At 67.8% G+C, this 19,372-nt stretch carries 17 protein-coding genes; 6 read left to right on the forward strand and 11 right to left on the reverse strand.

Annotation, left to right across the window (positions count from 1 at the left end; genetic code table 11):
- From RO069_RS15875 to RO069_RS15890, 4 genes are all read left to right on the forward strand, one after another.
- A partial coding sequence (locus RO069_RS15875) for a FecCD family ABC transporter permease (protein WP_328188883.1) occupies positions 1-1,005 on the forward strand: 1,005 nt, incomplete at its 5' end.
- A gap of 98 nt (positions 1,006-1,103) precedes the next feature.
- Positions 1,104-2,078, forward strand: coding sequence for a FecCD family ABC transporter permease (locus RO069_RS15880; protein ID WP_328188884.1), 975 nt, complete (start codon positions 1,104-1,106; stop codon positions 2,076-2,078).
- Entirely contained in the window at positions 2,075-2,908 is an 834-nt protein-coding gene (locus RO069_RS15885) for an ABC transporter ATP-binding protein (protein ID WP_328188885.1), read from the forward strand. Before RO069_RS15880 ends, RO069_RS15885 begins: the two co-directional genes overlap by 4 nt.
- Complete coding sequence (locus tag RO069_RS15890; RefSeq protein ID WP_248242830.1) at positions 2,905-3,801, forward strand: siderophore-interacting protein; 897 nt, start codon at positions 2,905-2,907, stop codon at positions 3,799-3,801. Before RO069_RS15885 ends, RO069_RS15890 begins: the two co-directional genes overlap by 4 nt.
- 11 nt (positions 3,802-3,812) lie before the next feature.
- Here the strand turns inward: RO069_RS15890 and RO069_RS15895 are convergent, their stop codons facing one another.
- Genes RO069_RS15895 through sufB form a run of 7 tightly spaced genes read right to left on the reverse strand, consistent with a single transcriptional unit; the run spans position 3,813 to position 10,410 of the window.
- Entirely contained in the window at positions 3,813-5,201 is a 1,389-nt protein-coding gene (locus RO069_RS15895; RefSeq protein ID WP_328188887.1) for an MFS transporter, read from the reverse strand.
- On the reverse strand, positions 5,198-6,349 hold the full coding sequence (locus tag RO069_RS15900) for a MalY/PatB family protein (RefSeq protein ID WP_248242832.1): 1,152 nt from the start codon (positions 6,347-6,349) through the stop codon (positions 5,198-5,200). The genes RO069_RS15895 and RO069_RS15900 overlap by 4 nt, the downstream gene beginning before the upstream one ends.
- Before the next feature lie 7 nt (positions 6,350-6,356).
- The gene (locus RO069_RS15905; protein WP_248242833.1) at positions 6,357-6,686 is read right to left on the reverse strand and encodes a metal-sulfur cluster assembly factor; all 330 of its coding nucleotides are present in this window, start codon (positions 6,684-6,686) and stop codon (positions 6,357-6,359) included.
- A gap of 24 nt (positions 6,687-6,710) precedes the next feature.
- Positions 6,711-7,475 (reverse strand): Fe-S cluster assembly ATPase SufC, encoded by a 765-nt coding sequence (gene sufC, locus RO069_RS15910; protein WP_442915382.1) that lies wholly within the window; start codon positions 7,473-7,475, stop codon positions 6,711-6,713.
- A gap of 5 nt (positions 7,476-7,480) precedes the next feature.
- The gene (locus tag RO069_RS15915; protein ID WP_248242835.1) at positions 7,481-7,807 is read right to left on the reverse strand and encodes a non-heme iron oxygenase ferredoxin subunit; all 327 of its coding nucleotides are present in this window, start codon (positions 7,805-7,807) and stop codon (positions 7,481-7,483) included.
- A complete protein-coding gene (gene sufD / locus RO069_RS15920; RefSeq protein WP_328188889.1) occupies positions 7,804-8,991 on the reverse strand; it encodes a Fe-S cluster assembly protein SufD in 1,188 nt (395 codons plus the stop codon). Before sufD ends, RO069_RS15915 begins: the two co-directional genes overlap by 4 nt.
- Complete coding sequence (gene sufB / locus RO069_RS15925; RefSeq protein ID WP_248242837.1) at positions 8,992-10,410, reverse strand: Fe-S cluster assembly protein SufB; 1,419 nt, start codon at positions 10,408-10,410, stop codon at positions 8,992-8,994.
- A 242-nt stretch (positions 10,411-10,652) separates the two neighbouring features.
- Here sufB and RO069_RS15930 point away from each other — a divergent pair, with 242 nt between their 5' ends.
- Complete coding sequence (locus tag RO069_RS15930; protein WP_328188891.1) at positions 10,653-11,801, forward strand: COX15/CtaA family protein; 1,149 nt, start codon at positions 10,653-10,655, stop codon at positions 11,799-11,801.
- 179 nt (positions 11,802-11,980) lie between these two features.
- Here the strand turns inward: RO069_RS15930 and RO069_RS15935 are convergent, their stop codons facing one another.
- The 4 genes from RO069_RS15935 to RO069_RS15950 all read right to left on the reverse strand — a co-directional run bounded on the left by RO069_RS15935 (position 11,981) and on the right by RO069_RS15950 (position 17,324).
- Positions 11,981-12,835, reverse strand: a complete 855-nt coding sequence (locus tag RO069_RS15935; RefSeq protein ID WP_328188892.1) for a type IV toxin-antitoxin system AbiEi family antitoxin domain-containing protein — start codon at positions 12,833-12,835, stop codon at positions 11,981-11,983.
- A 328-nt stretch (positions 12,836-13,163) separates the two neighbouring features.
- On the reverse strand, positions 13,164-14,177 hold the full coding sequence (locus RO069_RS15940; protein ID WP_328188894.1) for a heme o synthase: 1,014 nt from the start codon (positions 14,175-14,177) through the stop codon (positions 13,164-13,166).
- Positions 14,110-16,038 (reverse strand): TRAP transporter permease, encoded by a 1,929-nt coding sequence (locus tag RO069_RS15945; RefSeq protein WP_328188895.1) that lies wholly within the window; start codon positions 16,036-16,038, stop codon positions 14,110-14,112. Before RO069_RS15945 ends, RO069_RS15940 begins: the two co-directional genes overlap by 68 nt.
- Positions 16,039-16,130: 92 nt before the next feature.
- Positions 16,131-17,324, reverse strand: coding sequence for a TAXI family TRAP transporter solute-binding subunit (locus RO069_RS15950; RefSeq protein WP_328188897.1), 1,194 nt, complete (start codon positions 17,322-17,324; stop codon positions 16,131-16,133).
- A 261-nt stretch (positions 17,325-17,585) separates the two neighbouring features.
- Here RO069_RS15950 and RO069_RS15955 point away from each other — a divergent pair, with 261 nt between their 5' ends.
- On the forward strand, positions 17,586-19,301 hold the full coding sequence (locus tag RO069_RS15955) for a class I adenylate-forming enzyme family protein (RefSeq protein ID WP_328188899.1): 1,716 nt from the start codon (positions 17,586-17,588) through the stop codon (positions 19,299-19,301).
- Positions 19,302-19,372 lie beyond the last annotated feature (71 nt).

Here is a 19,372-nt window from a genome sequence, read left to right on the forward strand (position 1 = left end):
CCCCCGCGGCGTCCTATCGGGGCGCGGCGGGCGTGGCTGGGCGGATCGATCGTGCTCCTCGTCGTCCTCTGCGCAGCATCGATCGCCTTCGGCGCCCGTGACATCTCGCTCGCGGAACTCCTCGCCGCCGTCTCGGGACGCGCCGACACCGTCGGCGAAGCCGCGGTGGTCGCGCGCATCCCGAGGACGGTGCTCGCCGTCCTCGTCGGCGCCGCCCTCGCACTCGCGGGGGCGACCATGCAGGCGGTCACCCGCAACCCCCTCGCCGACCCGGGGATCCTCGGCGTGTCCGGCGGCGCGGCCCTGGCGGTCGTCATCGGACTGGCGTTCTTCGGGCTGAGCGATCCGTGGGCCACGATGGGCCTCGCCATCGCCGGAGCGGGTGCCGCCGCGGTCTTCGTCTACGCGGTCGGCTCGCTCGGTCGCGGCGGCGCGACCCCGCTGAAGCTCGCGCTCGCCGGCGCGGCGGTCTCGGCGGCGTTCGCGTCGCTGGTCAGTGCCATCCTCCTCCCTCGCGTGGACGTCATGGAGGGCTTCCGCTTCTGGCAGATCGGTGGGGTCGGGGGCGCCACATGGGATCGCCTGATGGCCGTTCTCCCCGTTCTCGCCGTGGGCACGCTCATCTGCCTGCTGACTGCGCGCGGAATGAACTCCCTGGCCCTCGGCGACGACCTCGCCGCCGGCCTCGGCGAGCACGTCGCTCGCACCCGTCTGCTGTCCTCGGCAGGAGCGGTCATCCTCTGCGGCGCGGCGACCGCCGTGGCGGGTCCGATCGGCTTCGTCGGCCTCGTCATCCCGCACCTGTGCCGCCTCCTGATCGGCACCGACCACCGATGGCTCCTTCCCCTGTCCGCGGTCATGGGCGCCGACCTCCTGGTGCTCGCCGATGTCCTCGGCCGGGTGATCGCCCGCCCCGAGGAGATCGAGGTCGGCATCCTCACGGCGCTCGTCGGGGCTCCCTTCTTCATCTGGATCGTCCGTCGCCAGAAGGTGCGTGAACTGTGACGGTCTCCCGCAGCATCCTGTCCGCTCCCCCGCCCTCCGCCCGAGGCACGACGGCATCGGCTGTCGCCCGCGGTCGGCGTTCCCGCGCACGGCGACGCGTGATCGTCGTGGGCCTCCTCTCGGCGGCCATCGCCGGCGTGTTCCTCATGTCGCTGATGGTCGGCAACACGTTCTACACCCCCGACGAGGTCGTTCGTGTGGTCCTCGGAGAGCAGGTGGCGGGTGCATCGTTCACGGTCGGGGAACTGCGACTTCCCCGCGCCCTCCTCGGTCTGCTCGCCGGGGTGTCGTTCGGCATGGCGGGCGTCACGTTCCAATCGCTCCTGCGAAACCCGCTCGCATCCCCCGACATCATCGGCATCAGCTCCGGGGCCAGTGCGGCCGCGGTGACCGGCATCGTAATCTTCTCGCTGTCCGAGACGGCGGTCTCGCTCCTGGCCCTCGGCGGAGCGCTCGTCACCGCGTTCGGCATCTGGCTGCTCTCCCACAAGAACGGCTTCGCCGGGACGCGCCTGATCCTCATCGGCATCGGTGTGGCCGCGATGCTCGACAGCGTCATCACGTACGTCCTCTCCCGCGCGGCAGCGTGGGATCTGCAGGTGGCGATGCGGTGGCTCACCGGCAGCCTCAACGGCGCCGACTGGCAGAGCCTTGCTCCGGTCGTGATCGCCACAGCGATCCTCGTCCCGGTGATGATCGGTCAGTCCCGCACCCTCGGCGTGCTGCGCCTCGGAGACGACACCGCGGCCGGACTCGGCGTCGCCCTGACCCGCAGCCGACTGCTCCTGATCGTCGCGGCAGTGGCACTGCTCGCCTTCGCCACGGCGGCGACCGGGCCGATCGCGTTCGTGGCGTTCATGGCAGGTCCGATCGCGGCCCGCCTCATCGGCCCGGCCGGCTCGCTCCTGGTACCCGCGGGGCTCGTGGGTGCCCTGCTCGTCCTCAGCGCCGACCTGATCGGCCAGTTCGCGTTCGAGAATCGCCTCCCCGTGGGTGTCATCACGGGAATCCTCGGCGCTCCCTATCTCGTCTACCTCCTCATCAGGACCAACCGCTCCGGAGGCTCACTATGACCGTCGCCCGCCGCCTGTCCGCCGAGGGACTCACCCTCGCCTACGGGGACCGTACGATCGTCTCCGCCCTCGACCTCGTCGTGCCGTCCGGCCGGATCACCGCGATCATCGGCGCGAACGGCTGCGGCAAGTCCACGCTGCTCCGAGCGCTCTCGCGGCTCATCGCCCCGCGCGCGGGGCAGGTGGTGCTCGACGGCAAGACACTGCACAGTCGCGGGTCCAAAGAGGTGGCGAGGATGCTGGGGCTCCTCCCCCAGGGTCCCGTCGCGCCCGAGGGGATCGCGGTGGCCGACCTCGTCGGCCGGGGTCGCCACCCCCATCAGCGCCCCCTGGCGCGCTGGAGCACCCGCGATTACGAGGTCGTCGCCGAGGCACTGGAGGCCACCGGCACCAGCGACCTCGCCGATCGCCCGATGGACGAGCTGTCCGGAGGGCAACGGCAGCGGGTCTGGATCGCGATGGCCCTCGCGCAGGAGACCGACATCCTGCTCCTGGACGAGCCGACCACGTTCCTCGACGTCGCGCACCAGATCGAGGTGCTCGACCTGCTCACCGACCTGAACCGAGAACGCGGCACCACGATCGTGATGGTGCTGCACGACATGAACCTCGCCGCGCGCTACGCCGATCATCTTTTCGCTCTGCGCGACGGCCGTATCGTCGCCGACGGTGCGCCCCGCGACATCCTGACCCGGGAGCTGATCGGCGAGGTGTTCGATCTCGACGCCGTCGTCATCGACGACCCCGTCTCGGGCGCGCCCATCGTCCTCCCGCGCGGTCGGCATCACGCCTCCCGCTCCGCCGCCCACCCCTCGGAGGCCTCCCGATGAGCGCGATGCGCTTCTTCCATGCGCGGGTGTCGCGCATCACCGATCTGACGCCGAGCTTCCGCCGGTTCACCTTCACCGGCGACGACCTCGATCGATACGGCGATCCGGGGTACGACCAGCGTGTGAAGGTCGTCTTCCCCGCATCCGATCTTCCTCTCGAGGCGATGCCCACCGGGGAGGACTGGTATGCCCGGTGGCGCGCTCTTCCCGAGGACGAGCGGCTCCCGTTCCGCACGTACACGACCCGCGCCGTGCGTCACGCCGTCCGCGAGGTCGACATCGACATGGTCGCCCACGAGGTCTCGGGTCCGGCGTCGGCGTGGATCGCCACCGCGAAGGAAGGCGACGAGGTGCTCATCCTCGCCCCGACGACCGCGCACGAGGGCGTCAGCCTCGGCGTCGACTTCGTCCCGCCCCGCCACACCGACCATCTCCTTCTGGCGGGCGATGAGACCGCAGCCCCCGCGATCGCCGTCATCCTGGAGCAGCTCCCCGCCGACGCACGCGGCGTCGTCGCCCTCGAGGTGCCGCACGAGGACGACTGCACCTACCTCCCACAGCACCCCGGCTTCGACTACCGCGTCGCCGCACGCGGAACGGGCCCTCGCCACACCCACCTCGTCGCCGCTGTGGAGGACGCCGTGGAGCGACTCGCGCCCGCGGGGCGCGGCGGCGAGATCGAGGAGATCGACATTGACGAGGGGATCCTCTGGGAGGTCCCTCGCACCGCCAAAGGCGGTGCCGCGCTGAAGCGGGCGCCCCTGTACTCCTGGCTCGCCGGGGAAGCGAGCGCCATCAAGGCCCTCCGGCGTCATCTCGTCGCCGAGCAGGGCGTCGACCGTCGCGCCGTGGCCTTCATGGGTTACTGGCGGCTCGGCCGCGCCGAGAACTGAGGGCGGCGGCTTCAGGAAGGGGTCGGAGGACGCGCTTCGTGCGCGTGACCCAGGCGGAGCCCGGGAACCAGCGCGGTGAGCGCCAGCAGCGTGCCGATCGCGAACACGGCCGGGAACCCGGCATCCGTCCCGATCAGCAGGGTGAAAACCAGTCCCATGATCGCGATGGATGCCGCCGAGCCGACGGCATCCGAGATCGACAGCGCCGAGGAGTTGAAGCCCTGGTTCTGCGGATTCGAGTACGCCAGCGTGAGGACGGTCAACCGGGGGTACATCAACCCCATGCCGGCGCCGGCGAAGCTCCACCCGGCGATGAGGACCGCCGGCGCGAGGCCGAGCAGTGCCGTCGCCACGGCGATGAGGAGCGAGCCGACGAGCAGGGACGAGCCGATGAGGGTGATCCGGGTGTTGCCGAGGCGATCGCCGACGCGACCCTGCACCTCCGCAGCCCCCGCCCAGGCCAGCGCCGCGGCCGTGAGGCCCAGCCCCGCCCAGGTCGGCGAGAAGCCGTAGTCGTCGATGAGCAGGTAGGGGATGTAGATCTCCGCCCCGAACAGCGCGCCGGCGATGAGTCCGCGCATCAGGACAACGCTGGGAAGCCCTCGTGCCGCGCGGAGCGCGCCCGCGGGGAGCAGCGGGCGAGCGGCGACGGCCACGACGACGACCGAGGCGAGAACGCCGAGCCACGCCCAGCGACCGAGTTCGCCGGCGAGGCTTAGACCGAGCGCTCCGAGAGCGACCACGAACGCGCAGGCCAGGCGCGGGGCCACCTTCCCCGTCGCCGGATCGTCGGTGTCGAGCGGAAGCCCGCGCAGCCGAGCCACGACGAGAAGGAAGGCCACGACCGTCAGCACGGCGACACCGAGGAACACCCACCGCCAGTGGAGGAACTCCGCCACGGCGCCCGCGAGGAAGGGACCGATGAGGGAGGGGACGACCCACGCGGCGGAGAACGCCGCGAACACCCGTCCGTGCACCACCGCGGGGTACACCCGCGCGACGACGACGTAGAGCGCGACCGTCTGCCCACCGGTTCCGAGGCCCTGCACGAGGCGACCGGCGACCAGCGCCGGCATGCTGGGGGCGAGCCCGGCGATGAGCAGTCCGACCACGAAGAGGCCGACCGCTGTGGAGAGCGGTGCGAGCACACCTCCGCGATCGCACCACGCGCCGACCGCCACCATGCCGACGACGCTCGTCGCGAGCGTTCCGGCGAAGGCGACGGCGTACAGGCGGTCGCCATCGAGGTCGTCGCTGACGACCGGCATCACCGTAGTGACGGCGAGAGCCTGCGTCGCCGCGAGGAAGATCAGTGCGACGGCGCCGACCGTCACCCAGAGGAACGGCCGCTCCCAGACGGACGGGGCACGCAGTTCGACCGAGCCGCGAGGGGCGCTCATCCGCGTGCGAGCGCGCCGACCCGCGCCACGGCCTCGCGGAGCACCTCGGGGTCGCAGCCGAAGTTGATCCGCACATGACCGCGTCCCTCGGCGCCGAACTGCGGGCCGAAGTGGAAGGCGACCCGCGCATCGCGGAGGATGCGACGGCCGGGGTCATCGCCCCAGCCGTAGGCGCTCAGATCAACCCAGCCGAGGAATCCCGCGGGCGGGATGCGGTAGCGAGCGAACGGGAGATGCTCGGCGAGGAGATCGCCCAGCAACCGGCGATTGAGGTCGAGCCGGATGAGGAGCGCATCGAGCCAGTCGTCGCTGTCGGTGAACGCCGCGACGGCGGCGTGCACCCCGAAGATGCCGGTGCGCCACTCGACCTCGACGGGGAGGGAGCGAAGGGTGGCGAACCGGTCCGGCGTGGCTGCGACCATGATGGCGCACTTCAGCCCGGCGAGGTTGAATGCCTTGCTCGCACTGACGAGCGCGAAGCCCACGGCTGCCGCGGTGTCCGAGGCCGCGAGGAACGGCACGAAGTCGGCGTCCGGCTGCGACAGCGGCGCGTGGATCTCGTCGCTGATGACTACGGCGTCGTGCGCCGCAGCGAGGTCGGCGAGGCGCTGGAGGGCCTTCCGCCCGTGGACGGTGCCCGTGGGATTGTGGGGGTGGCAGAGGAGGACGACCCGCGCGCCGGCGCTCAGCGCGGCGTCCACGCCCGCCAGATCCATCTCGGGCCCGTTCTCGCCGTCGATGAGCGGCACGGGGTCGACCACGAGGCCCGCCTCCGCGACCGCATCGAAGAACGGCGGGTACACCGGGGGCATGACGATCACACGGTCGCCGGGCCGCGCGACCTGGCGGAGGATCTCGACGACACCCATCATCACGTCGCAGGTCGTCCGCATGAGACCAGGGTCGGGATGCCACCCGAAGCGGCGGCCTGCGAACCCGGCGTAGGCCTCGCGAACCCCCGCGCCCGGGGCGGTGTAGCCGGTGTCGCCGATCTCGACGGCCCCCCGGAGCCGGTCGGTGATCGCCGGGGCGAGCGGGAAATCGGTCTCTGCCACGAAGAGTGGCAGCACATCCTCGGGGTAGGCGCGCCATTTGGCGCTGGACCGCTCCCTCAGGGCGCTCAGCGGCAGGGCGTCGAGGGCCTGCACCCCCGCGTCAGATCGCGAAGCCGAGAGCGCGCATCATGTCGCGCCCGTCGTCGGTGATCCGTTCGGGGCCCCACGGCGGCATCCACACCCAATTGATGCGGAACCGCTCCACCACCTCGTCCAATGCCTGCGCCGTCTGCTCCTCGAGCACGTCGGTCAGCGGGCAGCCGGCCGAGGTGAGGGTCATGTGGATGACGAGGGCGTCGTTGTCGTCATCCCACGCGAGGTCGTAGATGAGACCCAGGTCGACGACGTTGATCCCGAGTTCGGGGTCCATCACGTCTTTGAGGGCCTCGGTGACCTCGTCGTACTTCTCCGGGGTGAGCGTCGCGGTCATGGCTGCATCCTACGCGGGGTCATTTCAGGCGTCGACCGGCGTCTCGTCGCCGATGAAGCGGTCGTAACCCTCTTCCTCGAGCCGCTCCGCCAGCTCGGGGCCGCCCTCTTCCGCGATGCGGCCGTTGACCATCACGTGGACGAAGTCGGGACGGATGTAGCGGAGGATGCGGGTGTAGTGCGTGATGAGGAGGACACCCAGGTCGGTCTCCTCCTTGGCACGGTTGACACCCTCCGAGACGATCTTCAGCGCGTCGACATCCAGACCGGAGTCGGTCTCGTCGAGCACGGCGATCTGGGGCTTGAGCAGTTCGAGCTGAAGGATCTCGTGGCGCTTCTTCTCGCCGCCCGAGAATCCCTCGTTGACGTTGCGCTGGGCGAACTTGGGATCGATGCGGAGATTCTTCATCGACGCCTTGACGTCCTTGGTCCAGGTCCGGATCGCGGGTGCCTCACCGTCGATCGCGGTCTTGGCGGTGCGCAGGAAGTTGGTCACCGTGACGCCGGGGATCTCCACCGGGTACTGCATGGCGAGGAAGAGCCCGGCGCGGGCGCGCTCGTCGACCGACATCTCCAGCACGTCCTCCCCGTCGAGGGTGATCGAGCCGCTGGTCACGGTGTACTTCGGGTGCCCGGCGATGGTGTACGCCAGCGTCGACTTGCCGGAGCCGTTGGGCCCCATGATCGCGTGGGTCTCGCCGGTGCGCACGGTCAGGGTCACGCCGTTGAGGATCGGGGTCGTCCCGGCGTCGGTCTCGACCGTGACATGGAGGTCGCGGATCTCGAGCACAGTCATCAGATGTCCTTCTTCACATTCGGGTCGATGAGCACGTCGTCGCCGTCGATGGTCACTTCGAAGACCGGGACGGGTTCGTACGCGGGGAGGTTCAGGGGTTTTCCGGTGCGCAGCGAGAAGGCGGAGCCGTGGGCCCAGCACTCCAGCGTGTCACCGTCGACGAACCCCTCGGCGAGCGAGATGTCGCCGTGCGTGCAGGTGTCGCCGATGGCGTGCACCTCGCCGGCGGCGTCGAGGACGACGGCGATCGCGACGCCGTCCACCTCCACGCGCAGGGCGGTGTCCTGCTCGAGGTCGCTGAGGGCACAGACGCGGGTCGCGCTCACGCCGCCGCTCCTTCCTCGAGCTCGCGCTCGATGGCCTGGATGAGTTTGTCCTCCAGCGCGGGGATGCCGATGCGCTGAACGATCTCACCGAGGAATCCGAGCACGACGAGCCGCCGCGCCTCGGCCTCGGGGATGCCCCGGGCCTGGAGGTAGAACAGCTGCTCGTCGTCGAAGCGTCCGGTGGCGCTGGCGTGGCCGGCCCCCGCGATGTCGCCGGTCTCGATCTCGAGGTTCGGGATCGAATCGGCGCGGGCACCGTCGGTGAGGACCAGGTTGCGGTTGGCCTCGTACGAGTCGGTGCCGACGGCGTCGCGGCCGATGAGCACATCGCCGATCCAGACGCTCCGGGCGCTCTCCCCCTGGAGTGCGCCCTTGTAGAGCACGTCGCCGACGGTGTGCGGGCCCTTGTGGTGCAGGTACACCTGGCTCTCGAGGTGCTGCCCCGAGTCCGAGAACGACACGCCGTAGAGCTGGGCGCGCGAACCCGCACCGGCCAGTTCGACCGAGGGGTTGACCCGCACCACCGAGCCGCCGAGGCTCACCACGACGTGCGTGAGCGACGCGTCGCGATCGACTCGGGCCTGGTGCGACGCCGCGTGCACCGCGTCGTCGTCCCAGCGCTGGACCGACACCACGGTGAGGGCAGCGCCGTCGCGCACGATGATCTCGACGTTCTGCGCGAGGAGCGCCGGCCCGGCGTGACGGAGCAGGACGGTGCCGCGGGCGTTGCCCTCCGCCTCGATGACGAGGTGGGCGTACGCGGCCGACCCGTCAGCGGCGACATCGACCACCACCGGCTCGGACAGCTCGACATCGGAGCGGAGTCGGATGCGCGTCGCGTCGGGTGTGCGCTCCCATGCCAGCGCCGCCGGGTAGTCCTCGGGGGTGAACACCTCGCCGCGCGGAGCGGTGCCGACGGCGAGCGTGTCGACACTCGCGTCGCCGCCTTCGACGGTGACGTCCGCCGACCGAGCACCGGCGGCATCCGTCTCCCACAGCGGCGCGAGACGGTCGATCGGCGTGTGCTTCCAGTTGACCTCCCGCCCCGTGGGGACGCCGAAGTCGGCGGACCGGTAGGACTGGGGGCGCTCGGACCGGGTCTGGATGGGAACGAGGCCCCATCCCCCGTCCGTGTGCGCTGTGGATCCCGGCACCACGGCGGGTGCCTGCGTGGTGGAGCTCATTCAGCCGACGCTGCCTTCCATGCCCATCTCGATGAGCTTGTTCAGTTCCATCGCGTATTCCATCGGCAGCTCGCGCGCGATCGGCTCGATGAAGCCGCGCACGATCATGGCCATCGCCTCGTCCTCGGGGAGCCCGCGGCTCATGAGGTAGAACAGCTGCTCCTCGCTGACCTTGGACACCGTCGCCTCGTGACCGAGCTGGACGTCGTCGACGCGGATGTCGATCGCCGGGTAGGTGTCCGACCGCGAGATCGTGTCGACCAGCAGCGCATCGCAGCGCACCGTGTTGGCGGAGTGGTGGGCGTTGGCGTCCACCCGCACTTCGCCCCGGTACCCGGCGCGGCCCCCGCCGCGTGCGATCGACTTCGACACGATCGACGACTGGGTGTAGGGCGCCATGTGGATCATCTTCGCGCCGGCGTCCTGGTGCTGGCCGGGGCCGGCGAAGGCGACCGAGAGCGTCTCGCCCTTGGCGTGCTCGCCGACGAGGAAGATCGACGGGTACTTCATCGTCACCTTCGAGCCGATGTTGCCGTCGACCCATTCCATCGTCGCGCCCTCGTGGGCGACCGCCCGCTTGGTGACGAGGTTGTAGACGTTGTTCGACCAGTTCTGGATCGTGGTGTAGCGCACGCGGGCGTTCTTCTTCACGATGATCTCGACCACGGCCGAGTGCAGCGAGTCGCTCTTGTAGATCGGCGCCGTGCAGCCCTCGATGTAGTGGACGTACGAGCCCTCGTCGGCGATGATGAGTGTCCGCTCGAACTGGCCCATGTTCTCGGTGTTGATGCGGAAGTAGGCCTGGAGCGGGATGTCGACGTGCACGCCCTTGGGGACGTAGACGAACGATCCGCCCGACCACACCGCCGTGTTCAGCGCCGCGAACTTGTTGTCACCGGCGGGGATGACCGTGCCGAAGTACTCCTCGAAGAACTCGGGGTGCTCCTTGAGCGCGGTGTCGGTGTCCATGAAGATGACGCCCTGCCGCTCCAGATCCTCCTGGATCTGGTGGTAGACGACCTCGGACTCGTACTGCGCCGCGACACCGGCGACCAGGCGCGCACGCTCCGCCTCCGGGATGCCCAGCCGCTCGTAGGTGTTCTTGATGTCCTCGGGGAGGTCCTCCCAGGACTGCGCCTGCTTCTCGGTGGAGCGGACGAAGTACTTGATGTTGTCGAAATCGATCTCCGACAGGTCGGCGCCCCACGTGGGCATCGGCTTGCGTCCGAACAGCTGGAACCCCTTCAGACGGTTCTTCAGCATCCATTCGGGTTCGCTCTTCATCGCGGAGATGTCGCGCACCACCGCCTCGCTGATTCCGCGCTTCGCGCTGGCTCCGGCGGCGTCGGTGTCGTGCCATCCGAATTCGTACACCCCCAGGCCTTCGAGCTCCGGGCGATCGATCAGTACATCTGACATCGTCACACTCTCCTCTAGGGGCCCCAACGGATGTCTCCGCTCCGACATTCCCGCTCCCTCGGGGAGAAAACGGGAGGGGATGCCGCGGGTCGGGCCCGCTCCGGGCGCCGCGTCGGACGCCTAAACTGTTCAGAAGGGGTTGCGCCCGAAGGCGCGCGACCGAACCCCTCGATTCTACAGGTTCCGCCTTCCCTCCGGCCCGCGCCGGCAGCCCGGGCGGCATCCGACCCAGGAGGTCCGCCATGTCCGCGCCCGCGCCCGAGTCGATTCGTCCGCGCCGGCTGCCGGGTCGGATCAGCCGTCCGCTGCGCGTGTTCGCGTGGCTGTCCTTCATCGCCGAAGTCCTCATCATCGGCACCGGCGGGGCCGTCCGGCTGACCGGGTCGGGCCTCGGTTGCCCCACCTGGCCCCGGTGCACCGCCGAATCGATCGTCCCGACCCCCGAGATGGGGATCCACGGCGTGATCGAGTTCGGGAACCGGACGCTGACGGGTGTGGTGGGGATCCTCGCGCTGGCCGTCGTGATCCTCATCGTGCTCCACACGGGCGGTCGCCGGGCTCTGGTGCCGACCCTGTGGTTCGCTGCCGGCGGAATCGCGGGAGCGGGAGCCGCCGTCGCGCTCGGCATCGCTCTCGACATCCCGGCAGGCCCTCTCGCCAACGGCGTCCTGCTCGCGGCGGTGATCGCCGCCGCGGTCCGATCCGTCCGCACGACGCCCGCGCGCCGCGACCTCGTGCTCCTCGCCTGGCTGGTGCTGATCGGGGTGGTCGCCCAGGCGCTCGTCGGAGGCATCACCGTGCTCACCGGCTTGAACCCGTTCATCGTGGGATTCCACTACGTCGTCTCGGTCGTGCTGGTGTGCGTCACCGCCGCCTTCCTCGTGCGGATGAACCGCCCCGAGCACCCCCGCGAGTCCGCGGTGCCCTCGGGGTTGCGGTGGACGGCTCGGGGCGCCGTCGCCGCCCTCGTCGTGACGATCGTCTTCGGCATCCTGACCACCGGGGCGGGGCCGCACTCGGGCGACGCCGACGCCGGCCGGAGCGGGTTCGACGCCGAGCTGCTCGAGCACATCCACGCCTGGCCGAGCTACGCGCTGTTCGCTCTCACCGTGGCCCTCGTCATCGGCGCGTGGCGGCAGCGCGACCGCACCCCGCTGCTCGCACGGTGGAGCATCGTCCTGCTCGCGGCGGAACTGGTCCAGATCGCGGTCGGTTTGTTCCAGGCCCGCAACGGTCTGCCGATCCTGGCGGTGGGCATCCACATGGTCCTCGCGGCGCTCACCGCGGCGGCCATGACCGCCGTCGTGCTGCACCTGTCCCGGCCCGCGGCCGGCCCCGTGCCGGCCGACGCGCGTGACGTGTCCGACGACCGCGCCGGCGTCGGCGCCTGAGGCGCGCTCCCGCTTGCTCGCGGGTTCGAGCGCAGCGCTGTCAGCCGAGCGCCGCGCGTCGCCGGTGGTGCGCCGCTCCGCGGCATCCTTCTCACTAGCGACCCCCTGCGGTGCACGGAGATCGGTCTTGACACGGTCGGATGCGTGTCAAAACTCCGTCGGAGAATCGAATCTCCGTGTCAGCGAGCGAGATGCAGTCCCTGGGCGACCGCATCGAGAATTCGTCGCTGAACAGCGGGCCATTCCTCGACGACTTCAACGTAGCCCACCCGGATGACGTGGTAACCGAGGAGCATCAGCTCGGCGTCGTGAGCGTTGTCCCGAGCGCGTTGCGCGCCGACGTGGTGACCGCCGTCGATCTGGACGACGAGGCGGTCGCCGATGAGGAAATCGACGGGCTTGCCCGCCAGCCAGACCTGTGGGGTGATCGCGACCGGGAGCCAGCGCAACCGCACGATGAAGATCGTCTCCAAGCCCGAGTCGGAGAAGGGCCGAGCGAGGGCGAGCAGGCCTCGCGCGGCGGGTGGAAGGTTCATCCGGCCCAGAACCGTCGCATCGATCATCCCCTTCCGGAAGGCGGACTCCCATATGGCGAGCGCCTCCTCGCGGGGAAGACATGACGCAGCGAGGACGAGGGCGTTCGGAACGGGGTCCACGAGGTCGTCCGGGTGCCGCGGAACCAGCGGCTTCGCCCAGTGCACCGTGACGCGATCGGGCCGTGCGCCCGTGGCATGGGGCGGGCACGCGACATGCGCGCGTTCCTCGGCGAGGACCCAGAGGCCGTGGCGTCGCGCCGACGTCACGCAAGTCAGAACGACGCCCCATCGGGCTGCGGCGATCAGCTCCGCGTCGGCGCCGGGCGTCGCGACCCATCCTCGACGAAGGGGAAGCAGCAGACCCGATTCCCGCGCCGTGACCAGTGTGTGCCGGCTCACCCCCTCCTGTATCAGCCGCGCGGTCCGCACGACGCCGCCGTGGGCGAGGGCTGTCCGCTGGAGCTGATCGAGCTGCTGCGCCGTCTTCGATGTGATCACGCGTCGATCCTCGCTGCCGACCCACGGTTGCACGGATGCGGGCGGCAGATCTGGGGAGGACTTCACGAGGTCGGCGGCTGGGGAGGAGAGGTTGACGACCTCGCAGACTCGGCGATCGGCCCACGCACGGTCCGAGAATCGCGAAGAGACCGCGGCAAGACGGATTCTCCGCGCGGAGCGTCCTGAGGACGGGGAGCTGGAGCCGGGCCGGGCGGGGCTGGAGCGGGAGCGGGCGCGCCGGACCGCGGCACGGACAACCCCGCGCGAGCGCGCCACTCAGCGGCGGCGACGCGAGCCCGGACTCACAGGAGGTGAGGCGTCCGCGGACTCAGAAGGGAAGCAGCGGGTCGACCGCGATGGCGACGAACAGGAGCGTCAAGTATGAGATCGAGGCGTGGAAGACCCGCATCGGGCGCGGCTCGGTGCCGCGCACCGCGCGGTTGTACAGACGGTGCGACTCGTAGATGAACCAGCCGCCGAACACCACGGCCGAGACGGTGTAGACCAGCCCCATGCCGGCGACGGGGATGAGCAGCAGCGAGCAGGCCACGGTCGCCCAGGCGTAGAGGATGACCTGGAGTCCGACCTGCGAGCCGGTGCGGGTGGCACCGAGCATCGGCACATCGACCTCGGCGTAGTCGCCCCGGTACTTCATCGACAGCGGCCAGTAGTGGGGCGGGGTCCACAGGAACACCAGGAGAAACAGCACGAACGGCGTCCACGACAGCGACCCGGTCACCGCGGTCCAGCCGATCAGCACCGGGAAGCACCCGGCGATGCCGCCCCAGACGATGTTCTGCTCGGTGCGGCGCTTGAGGATCATCGTGTAGATCACGACGTAGAAGAAGATCGCGCCCGCCGACAGCCCCGCGGCGAGCGGGTTGGTGGTCAGCAGGAGCCAGAGAGTGGATGCCACGGCGAGCGTCCAGGCGAACACCAGCGCGCCGCGCGGGGTGACCTCGCCCGTCACGAGGGGGCGGTTCTCGGTGCGCTGCATGTGCGCGTCGATGTCGCGGTCGAGGTACATGTTGAACGCCGCGGCCGATCCGGCGCTCAGGGATCCGCCGATCACGGTCGCCAGCACCAGCCAGAGATTCGGCAGACCGTTCTGCGCGAGGATCATCACGGGCACCGTGGTCACCAGCAGCAGCTCGAGCACCCGCGGCTTGGTCAGCGCGATGTACGCGCGGACGGTACGACCCGGAGACGGGCGGTGGCGCGCGATCGCGCCACCGGCGGCCGTTGCGCCGGAGTAACCGGCGCCGGGACAATCGTCAGGCCAAGGCTGGCTGTGCCTTGTTATACCGCCAGAGATAACCCACCAGCAGTACCGCCAGGGCACCGCTGATCATGGTCGTCCAGAAACCGGGGAAACTGAAGGCGAAGCCCACCGCCAGCAGCGGCAACCTCACCATGGACGGTACCCGGCCAACGCCCAGCAGGTATCCCTCGAAACCACCGGAAATCAGCATGATGCCCACCACAATGGATGGCAGCACATAGAGCAGCGGGGTCAGGTCTCCCTGCAGTACCAGCGCGGGCTGGAACAGGAAGAATAGCGGGATGAAATAGATCACCACACCCAGCCGCATGGCGGTAAAGCATGTTCTCATGGGTTTGGCCCCGGCAATGGTGCCTGCCAGGAAGGCCGCAGCGCCCACCGGCGGCGTGATCGCCGACAGCATGGCGTAGTACACGATGAAGAAGTGTACGGCGATGGTATCCAGCCCACCGATCTGGGTGATAGCCGGCGCCAGGGTGACCGCCAGGAAGATATACGCCACGATGGCCAGCCCGGCCATCCCCATGATGAAGCAGGCCACCACCCCGAAGAAGATGATCAGGTAAAGGTTGCCGCCACCGAGACTCACCAGTCCGGAAGTCACCGAGCCGGTCACGCCGGTGATGGTCAGCGCACTCACCACGAAGGCAATCGGCAGGATGATAGCCGCCGTCTGGGTAATCAGCACACCGATCTGCCGGATCGCATCGTAGAACTTCCGGGGCGTCATGCGGGTGTCCCGCTGCAGGAACGACAGGCCGATCATCAACAGGCAGGCGTACCAGGGCGTGTAGTACTCCCAACGCATGTACAACAGCCCCCAGATCAGGAAGACCATCACCGACAGGAACGGCCAACCCTTGAGGAGAACCTTGCGGACCGAGGGAAGCTGCTCCTTCGGCATGCCCTTGAGCCCGGTGCGCGCGGCATAGGCGTCCACCTGCAGGAGCAGGCCGAAGTAGAACAGCAATGACGGCAGAATCGCCGCGATCATGATGGTGGCGTAGTCCACGCCAATGGTGATGGCCATGACGAAGGCGATCGCCCCCATCACCGGTGGCATCACCGCGCCGCCCATGGAGGCACAGGCCTCGATCGCCCCCGCATAGTGGGCCGGGTACCCCACCTTCTTCATGGTGGGGATGGTGATCGATCCGGTACCGGCGATGTTGGAGAACACGGAGCCCGACAGGCTGCCCATGAAACCACTGGCAACCACCGCCACCTTGGCCGGACCACCGCGATAGCGACCAAAGCTGGCATTGGCCAGGTCAATGAAGAAGCCACCGGCCCCCGTGGCCAGCAACACACCGGCAAACACCAGGAAGCCCAGGATGATCTCCGCCACGATCTTGGTGGTGATGCCCATCATGCCCTCGGCCCGGAAAACATGGGCCTCGATCATGTACTCGAACTCGTAGGGAATGCCCATCAGCAGGCCGGGGAAATAGTCCGCCACCAGGGGATACATCCCCAGCAGGACCACCACCAGCAGGAACGGTATACCACCGCTGCGCCGGGCCAGTTCCATCATCATCAGCCACACCACTACCCCCAGGTAGAGGTTGCTCCAGCCCGCCTGCACCATATCCCAGGCGTTGGAGGCAAAGTAGAAGCTGATGGCGATAATCACCACCGCCGCAATCACATCGTAGAAGGGCACCTTCTTCTGCCCTGCCCGGCCTGGCAGCGCGATAAACGCCGCCGCCGCGAAGAAGCCGATGAAGGCCCAGTAGTATTCACCCTCAAGCAGCCGCTGGCCGTCCCAGGTGAAGCCGAAGATATAGGCCAGGCCAGACAGCAGGCCGCAAATGCTCAGAATGACAAAAACAATGCTTTGCCATGAGTAGAGATCACCCAGGCGGGTTACTTCGGAACCCGCTACGGCGCTTTCATCAGGGGGAGAGGTGGTATCAGTCATAGCGCATCCGCCGGATAAGTAGGGACAAACGTAAAAAACCGAACACCGGTCACCGGGCTGAGGTTGTCAGCCCGGTGACCGACACCACACGATCACAGCCGTGAGCGGAAACCTTCCAGGCCCTCGGTGTGCTTCTCGAAGATGGCCATGAATTCCTCGTTGTTATAGTCCGGCGTCACGCGCTTGTCCCGGGCTTCCGCCAGGGCCGCCTTGCGGGCCTCGATCCACTTGTCCATCTTGGCGATGGCCTCGTTGTTCCTGGCCTCGTCCTCTTCCGTCCAGACGTCAATCTCCTTCAGGTAACGCACCGTGCCCTCGTGGACCGGCAGCGGCGAGCGGTCCAGGTAATCGCGGAAGATCTCCACATCCATGCGTGTTGCCAGGGCATGGGTGCCCTTGTAGTCGGGGAATCCCTGGTGGAACCATTTCGCCATGTTGTAGGCGAATTCCTCGTCCGCATCCGCCGGGACGGCATACAGGAAGTTGGACGCCAGGCCATCCACGCCCTTGGCACTGGAAACGCCCATGCTGATTTCTGTGGGTATGATCATCGGACGGTGTTCAAGGTAGCCGCTCCAGGCTTCCTTGTTATCCTGGTCCATGTTCAGCCACCGGATACCGCCGGGGGCCCCTTCCATTTCAGACAGCACCGAGCTGATGCTGGCGCAATAGGCCACATCGGCCTTGCCCTCCACCACGGACCGACAGTTCTCCACATAGCTGCTGGCCGGCACAAACTCAAGCAGTTCATCGGCCTCTTCATCGGAAAGCCCGAGATAGGCGGGGAGCGCCTTCTGGACCGCCGTGGTCATGGGCGGAGAAAACGCCCCCTGGGCGACGCGTACGCCACCTTTCTTGAGGTCATCCATGGTCTGGATATCCGAATCCCCGGAGACCACAAAGCCCCAGGGCGTATCGTTATGGTGCCAGACCACGCGCTGGGCAACCGGCTTGGTGCCGGCATAGGCGCCAATACCCTCAATCTGGAAACGCATTTCCGCCGACGACACCGAACTCATGGTGATGTCCTGACGATCGGTGAGACGCTTGTAGCGCTGGGTTTCGCTGTCTTCCGGCACGATGCGCGCAACGGTTCCGGTCTGCTCCTGAAGCACCGGTGCCCAGCCGTTGGTGGAGGCGAAACTGCCACTGGCGGTGCCGGGGGTACCAATCACCAGCAGTCGTGGCAGGTCGTAGTCCTCTGCCTGGGCAACACCGGCAGAGACACCCAGTGCCACGGCAGCGGTCATTGAAAGAAAGGAGCGGGAGGTCTTTATCTTGGTCATGATGCGGTCTCCGTGGAGCCTATTGTTTTTATCTTCAGCAACCGTTACAGAAGCACTGCAAACCGGTCACGTGTCAATTTTGGTGGTTTCCTGACGTTTGTCAGGCTAGAAGATCGACCATGGAACGTCAACAGATATACCGCCTTCCCATCATTAAATAGAGCATATGCTCGATTTATAATTGACAGCGTCGCATTGGCGCTTTAGCGTTAGCTGACAGATGTCAGCCTTACAACAACACCTCCTGTATCGGTGAACTCCATGCCCTCTGCCCCTACCCGGCCAACGTCAACCAGCAACCCCATGACCCGCAATGAAGCCATCGCCCATGTGGTCGCCACGGATCCCCGGTTTCAGGTAACCGAGACAGTGATCCGGGGCGTCCCCTACACGGTCTTTGCCAATGCCCCGGATCACCTGAGGGCACTGCTCCGGACGGCGGTGGAGTCCTTTGAGGAGAGGGAACTGCTGGTATACGGCGACAGCCGGTGGTCGTACCGGGCGTTTGCCAATGAGGTGAACCGCATGGCCCATGCCCTGACCGGGGAACTGGGGGTGCAGCCGGGGGATCGTGTTGCCATTGCCATGCGCAACTACCCGGAAATGGCGGTGCTTATCATGGCTATCGTCTCGACCGGGGCCGTCATGGTGCCGCTGAATGCCTGGTGGTCCGGGGATGAACTGGCGTTCGCCCTTGAGGATAGTGGCGCCAGCATCGTGTTTTCCGACCGGGACCGCCACCAGGCCCTGGAGACTCAAGCGCACCGCCTCGGTGTCACCCAGGTGGCGGTACACGACGCCAACGGCCCCCTCGACTACACCGGCCTGCTGGCCCGGTCCACGGACACCTCCTGGCCCACGACCGCCATTGCCCCGGACGACGACTTTGCGGTCATGTACTCATCCGGCTCGTCCGGGCGTCCCAAGGGCGTGCTGCTGACCCACCGGGGCGCCATCTCATCGGTCCATTCCTGGGTGATGGGCAAGGAGGTGGCCGCCCTGATGGATCCCGAAGGCGCCGCCACACTGTCGACAACGCCCGCCGCGCTGGTGGTCACGCCCCTGTTCCATGTCACCGCGCTGCATTCCATGTTCCTGCAGGGAGTCGCGCTGGGGGCCAAGCTGGTTCTGATGTACAAGTGGGATGCGGAAGATGCCGTAAACCTCATTCGGCAGGAAGGGATAACCCGCTTCGTGGGGGTTCCCACGCAGTCGGCGGACCTGATTGCGGCGGCGGAAAAGTCCGGCGCCGACCTCGGCTCACTGGAAACCGTCGGCGCTGGTGGCGCCAAACGCCCCGCCTCCCAGGTGGACGAAATCAGCCAGCGCTTTCCCGCCGCCAGTCCTGCTTCCGGCTGGGGGATGACCGAGACCAATTCCCTGGGCATCCTCATCAGCGGCCCGGACTATGTGGCCAATCCCGAAGCCGCCGGACGATTGACACCGCCGTTGCAGGAGATGCGGATCGTCGATGCCGGTGGCCGGGAAGTGGCCACCGGCGAAGTGGGAGAACTCACGGTTCGCAGCCCCGCCAACATGCGCGGCTACCTGAACCTGCCGGAGGAAACCACCTCAACCCTGCGCGATGGATGGCTGTATACTGGCGACCTCGCCCGCGTGGACGAGACCGGCCTGATCTACATTGTCGACCGCAAGAAAAGCATTATCATCCGGGGCGGCGAGAACATATCCTGTCTTGAGGTGGAAGGTGCCCTGCATGAACATCCCGCCGTGGCGGAAGCCTGTGTCTTTCCGGTGCCGGACCCGCGGCTGGGGGAAATTGTTGGGGCTGCCATCTATCTGCGCGAAGGCGCCTCGACCGATCAGAATGACATCCTGGAGGTGCTGGGAAAGAAACTGGCCGCCTTCAAGCTACCGGAAAAGCTCTGGTTCCGGGATGAGCCCCTGCCCCGGGGCGGCACTGGAAAGCTTGACCGCAAGACACTGCAACGCCTTTGCCAGGACTCAGCTGAATAGAGGCCGGTGGTCGCCATAGACCGGCCACCAGAGACAACGACAACCGGGTCCCGATGACCCGCAACCAAGGA

Origin of the sequence: Marinobacter sp. OP 3.4, from assembly GCF_036224885.1 — a bacterium.
GTDB lineage: Bacteria > Pseudomonadota > Gammaproteobacteria > Pseudomonadales > Oleiphilaceae > Marinobacter.

What these genes read in the sequence shown, in the direction of transcription:
- RO069_RS15885 (WP_328188885.1), top strand. Translation starts at nt 2,075, where the DNA reads ATGACCGTCGCCCGCCGCCTGTCCGCCGAGGGACTCACCCTCGCCTAC.
- RO069_RS15890 (WP_248242830.1), top strand. Translation starts at nt 2,905, where the DNA reads ATGAGCGCGATGCGCTTCTTCCATGCGCGGGTGTCGCGCATCACCGAT.
- RO069_RS15895 (WP_328188887.1), bottom strand. Translation starts at nt 5,201, where the DNA reads ATGAGCGCCCCTCGCGGCTCGGTCGAACTGCGTGCCCCGTCCGTCTGG.
- RO069_RS15905 (WP_248242833.1), bottom strand. Translation starts at nt 6,686, where the DNA reads ATGACCGCGACGCTCACCCCGGAGAAGTACGACGAGGTCACCGAGGCC.
- sufD (WP_328188889.1), bottom strand. Translation starts at nt 8,991, where the DNA reads ATGAGCTCCACCACGCAGGCACCCGCCGTGGTGCCGGGATCCACAGCG.
- sufB (WP_248242837.1), bottom strand. Translation starts at nt 10,410, where the DNA reads ATGTCAGATGTACTGATCGATCGCCCGGAGCTCGAAGGCCTGGGGGTG.
- RO069_RS15930 (WP_328188891.1), top strand. Translation starts at nt 10,653, where the DNA reads ATGTCCGCGCCCGCGCCCGAGTCGATTCGTCCGCGCCGGCTGCCGGGT.
- RO069_RS15945 (WP_328188895.1), bottom strand. Translation starts at nt 16,038, where the DNA reads ATGACTGATACCACCTCTCCCCCTGATGAAAGCGCCGTAGCGGGTTCC.
- RO069_RS15950 (WP_328188897.1), bottom strand. Translation starts at nt 17,324, where the DNA reads ATGACCAAGATAAAGACCTCCCGCTCCTTTCTTTCAATGACCGCTGCC.
- RO069_RS15955 (WP_328188899.1), top strand. Translation starts at nt 17,586, where the DNA reads ATGCCCTCTGCCCCTACCCGGCCAACGTCAACCAGCAACCCCATGACC.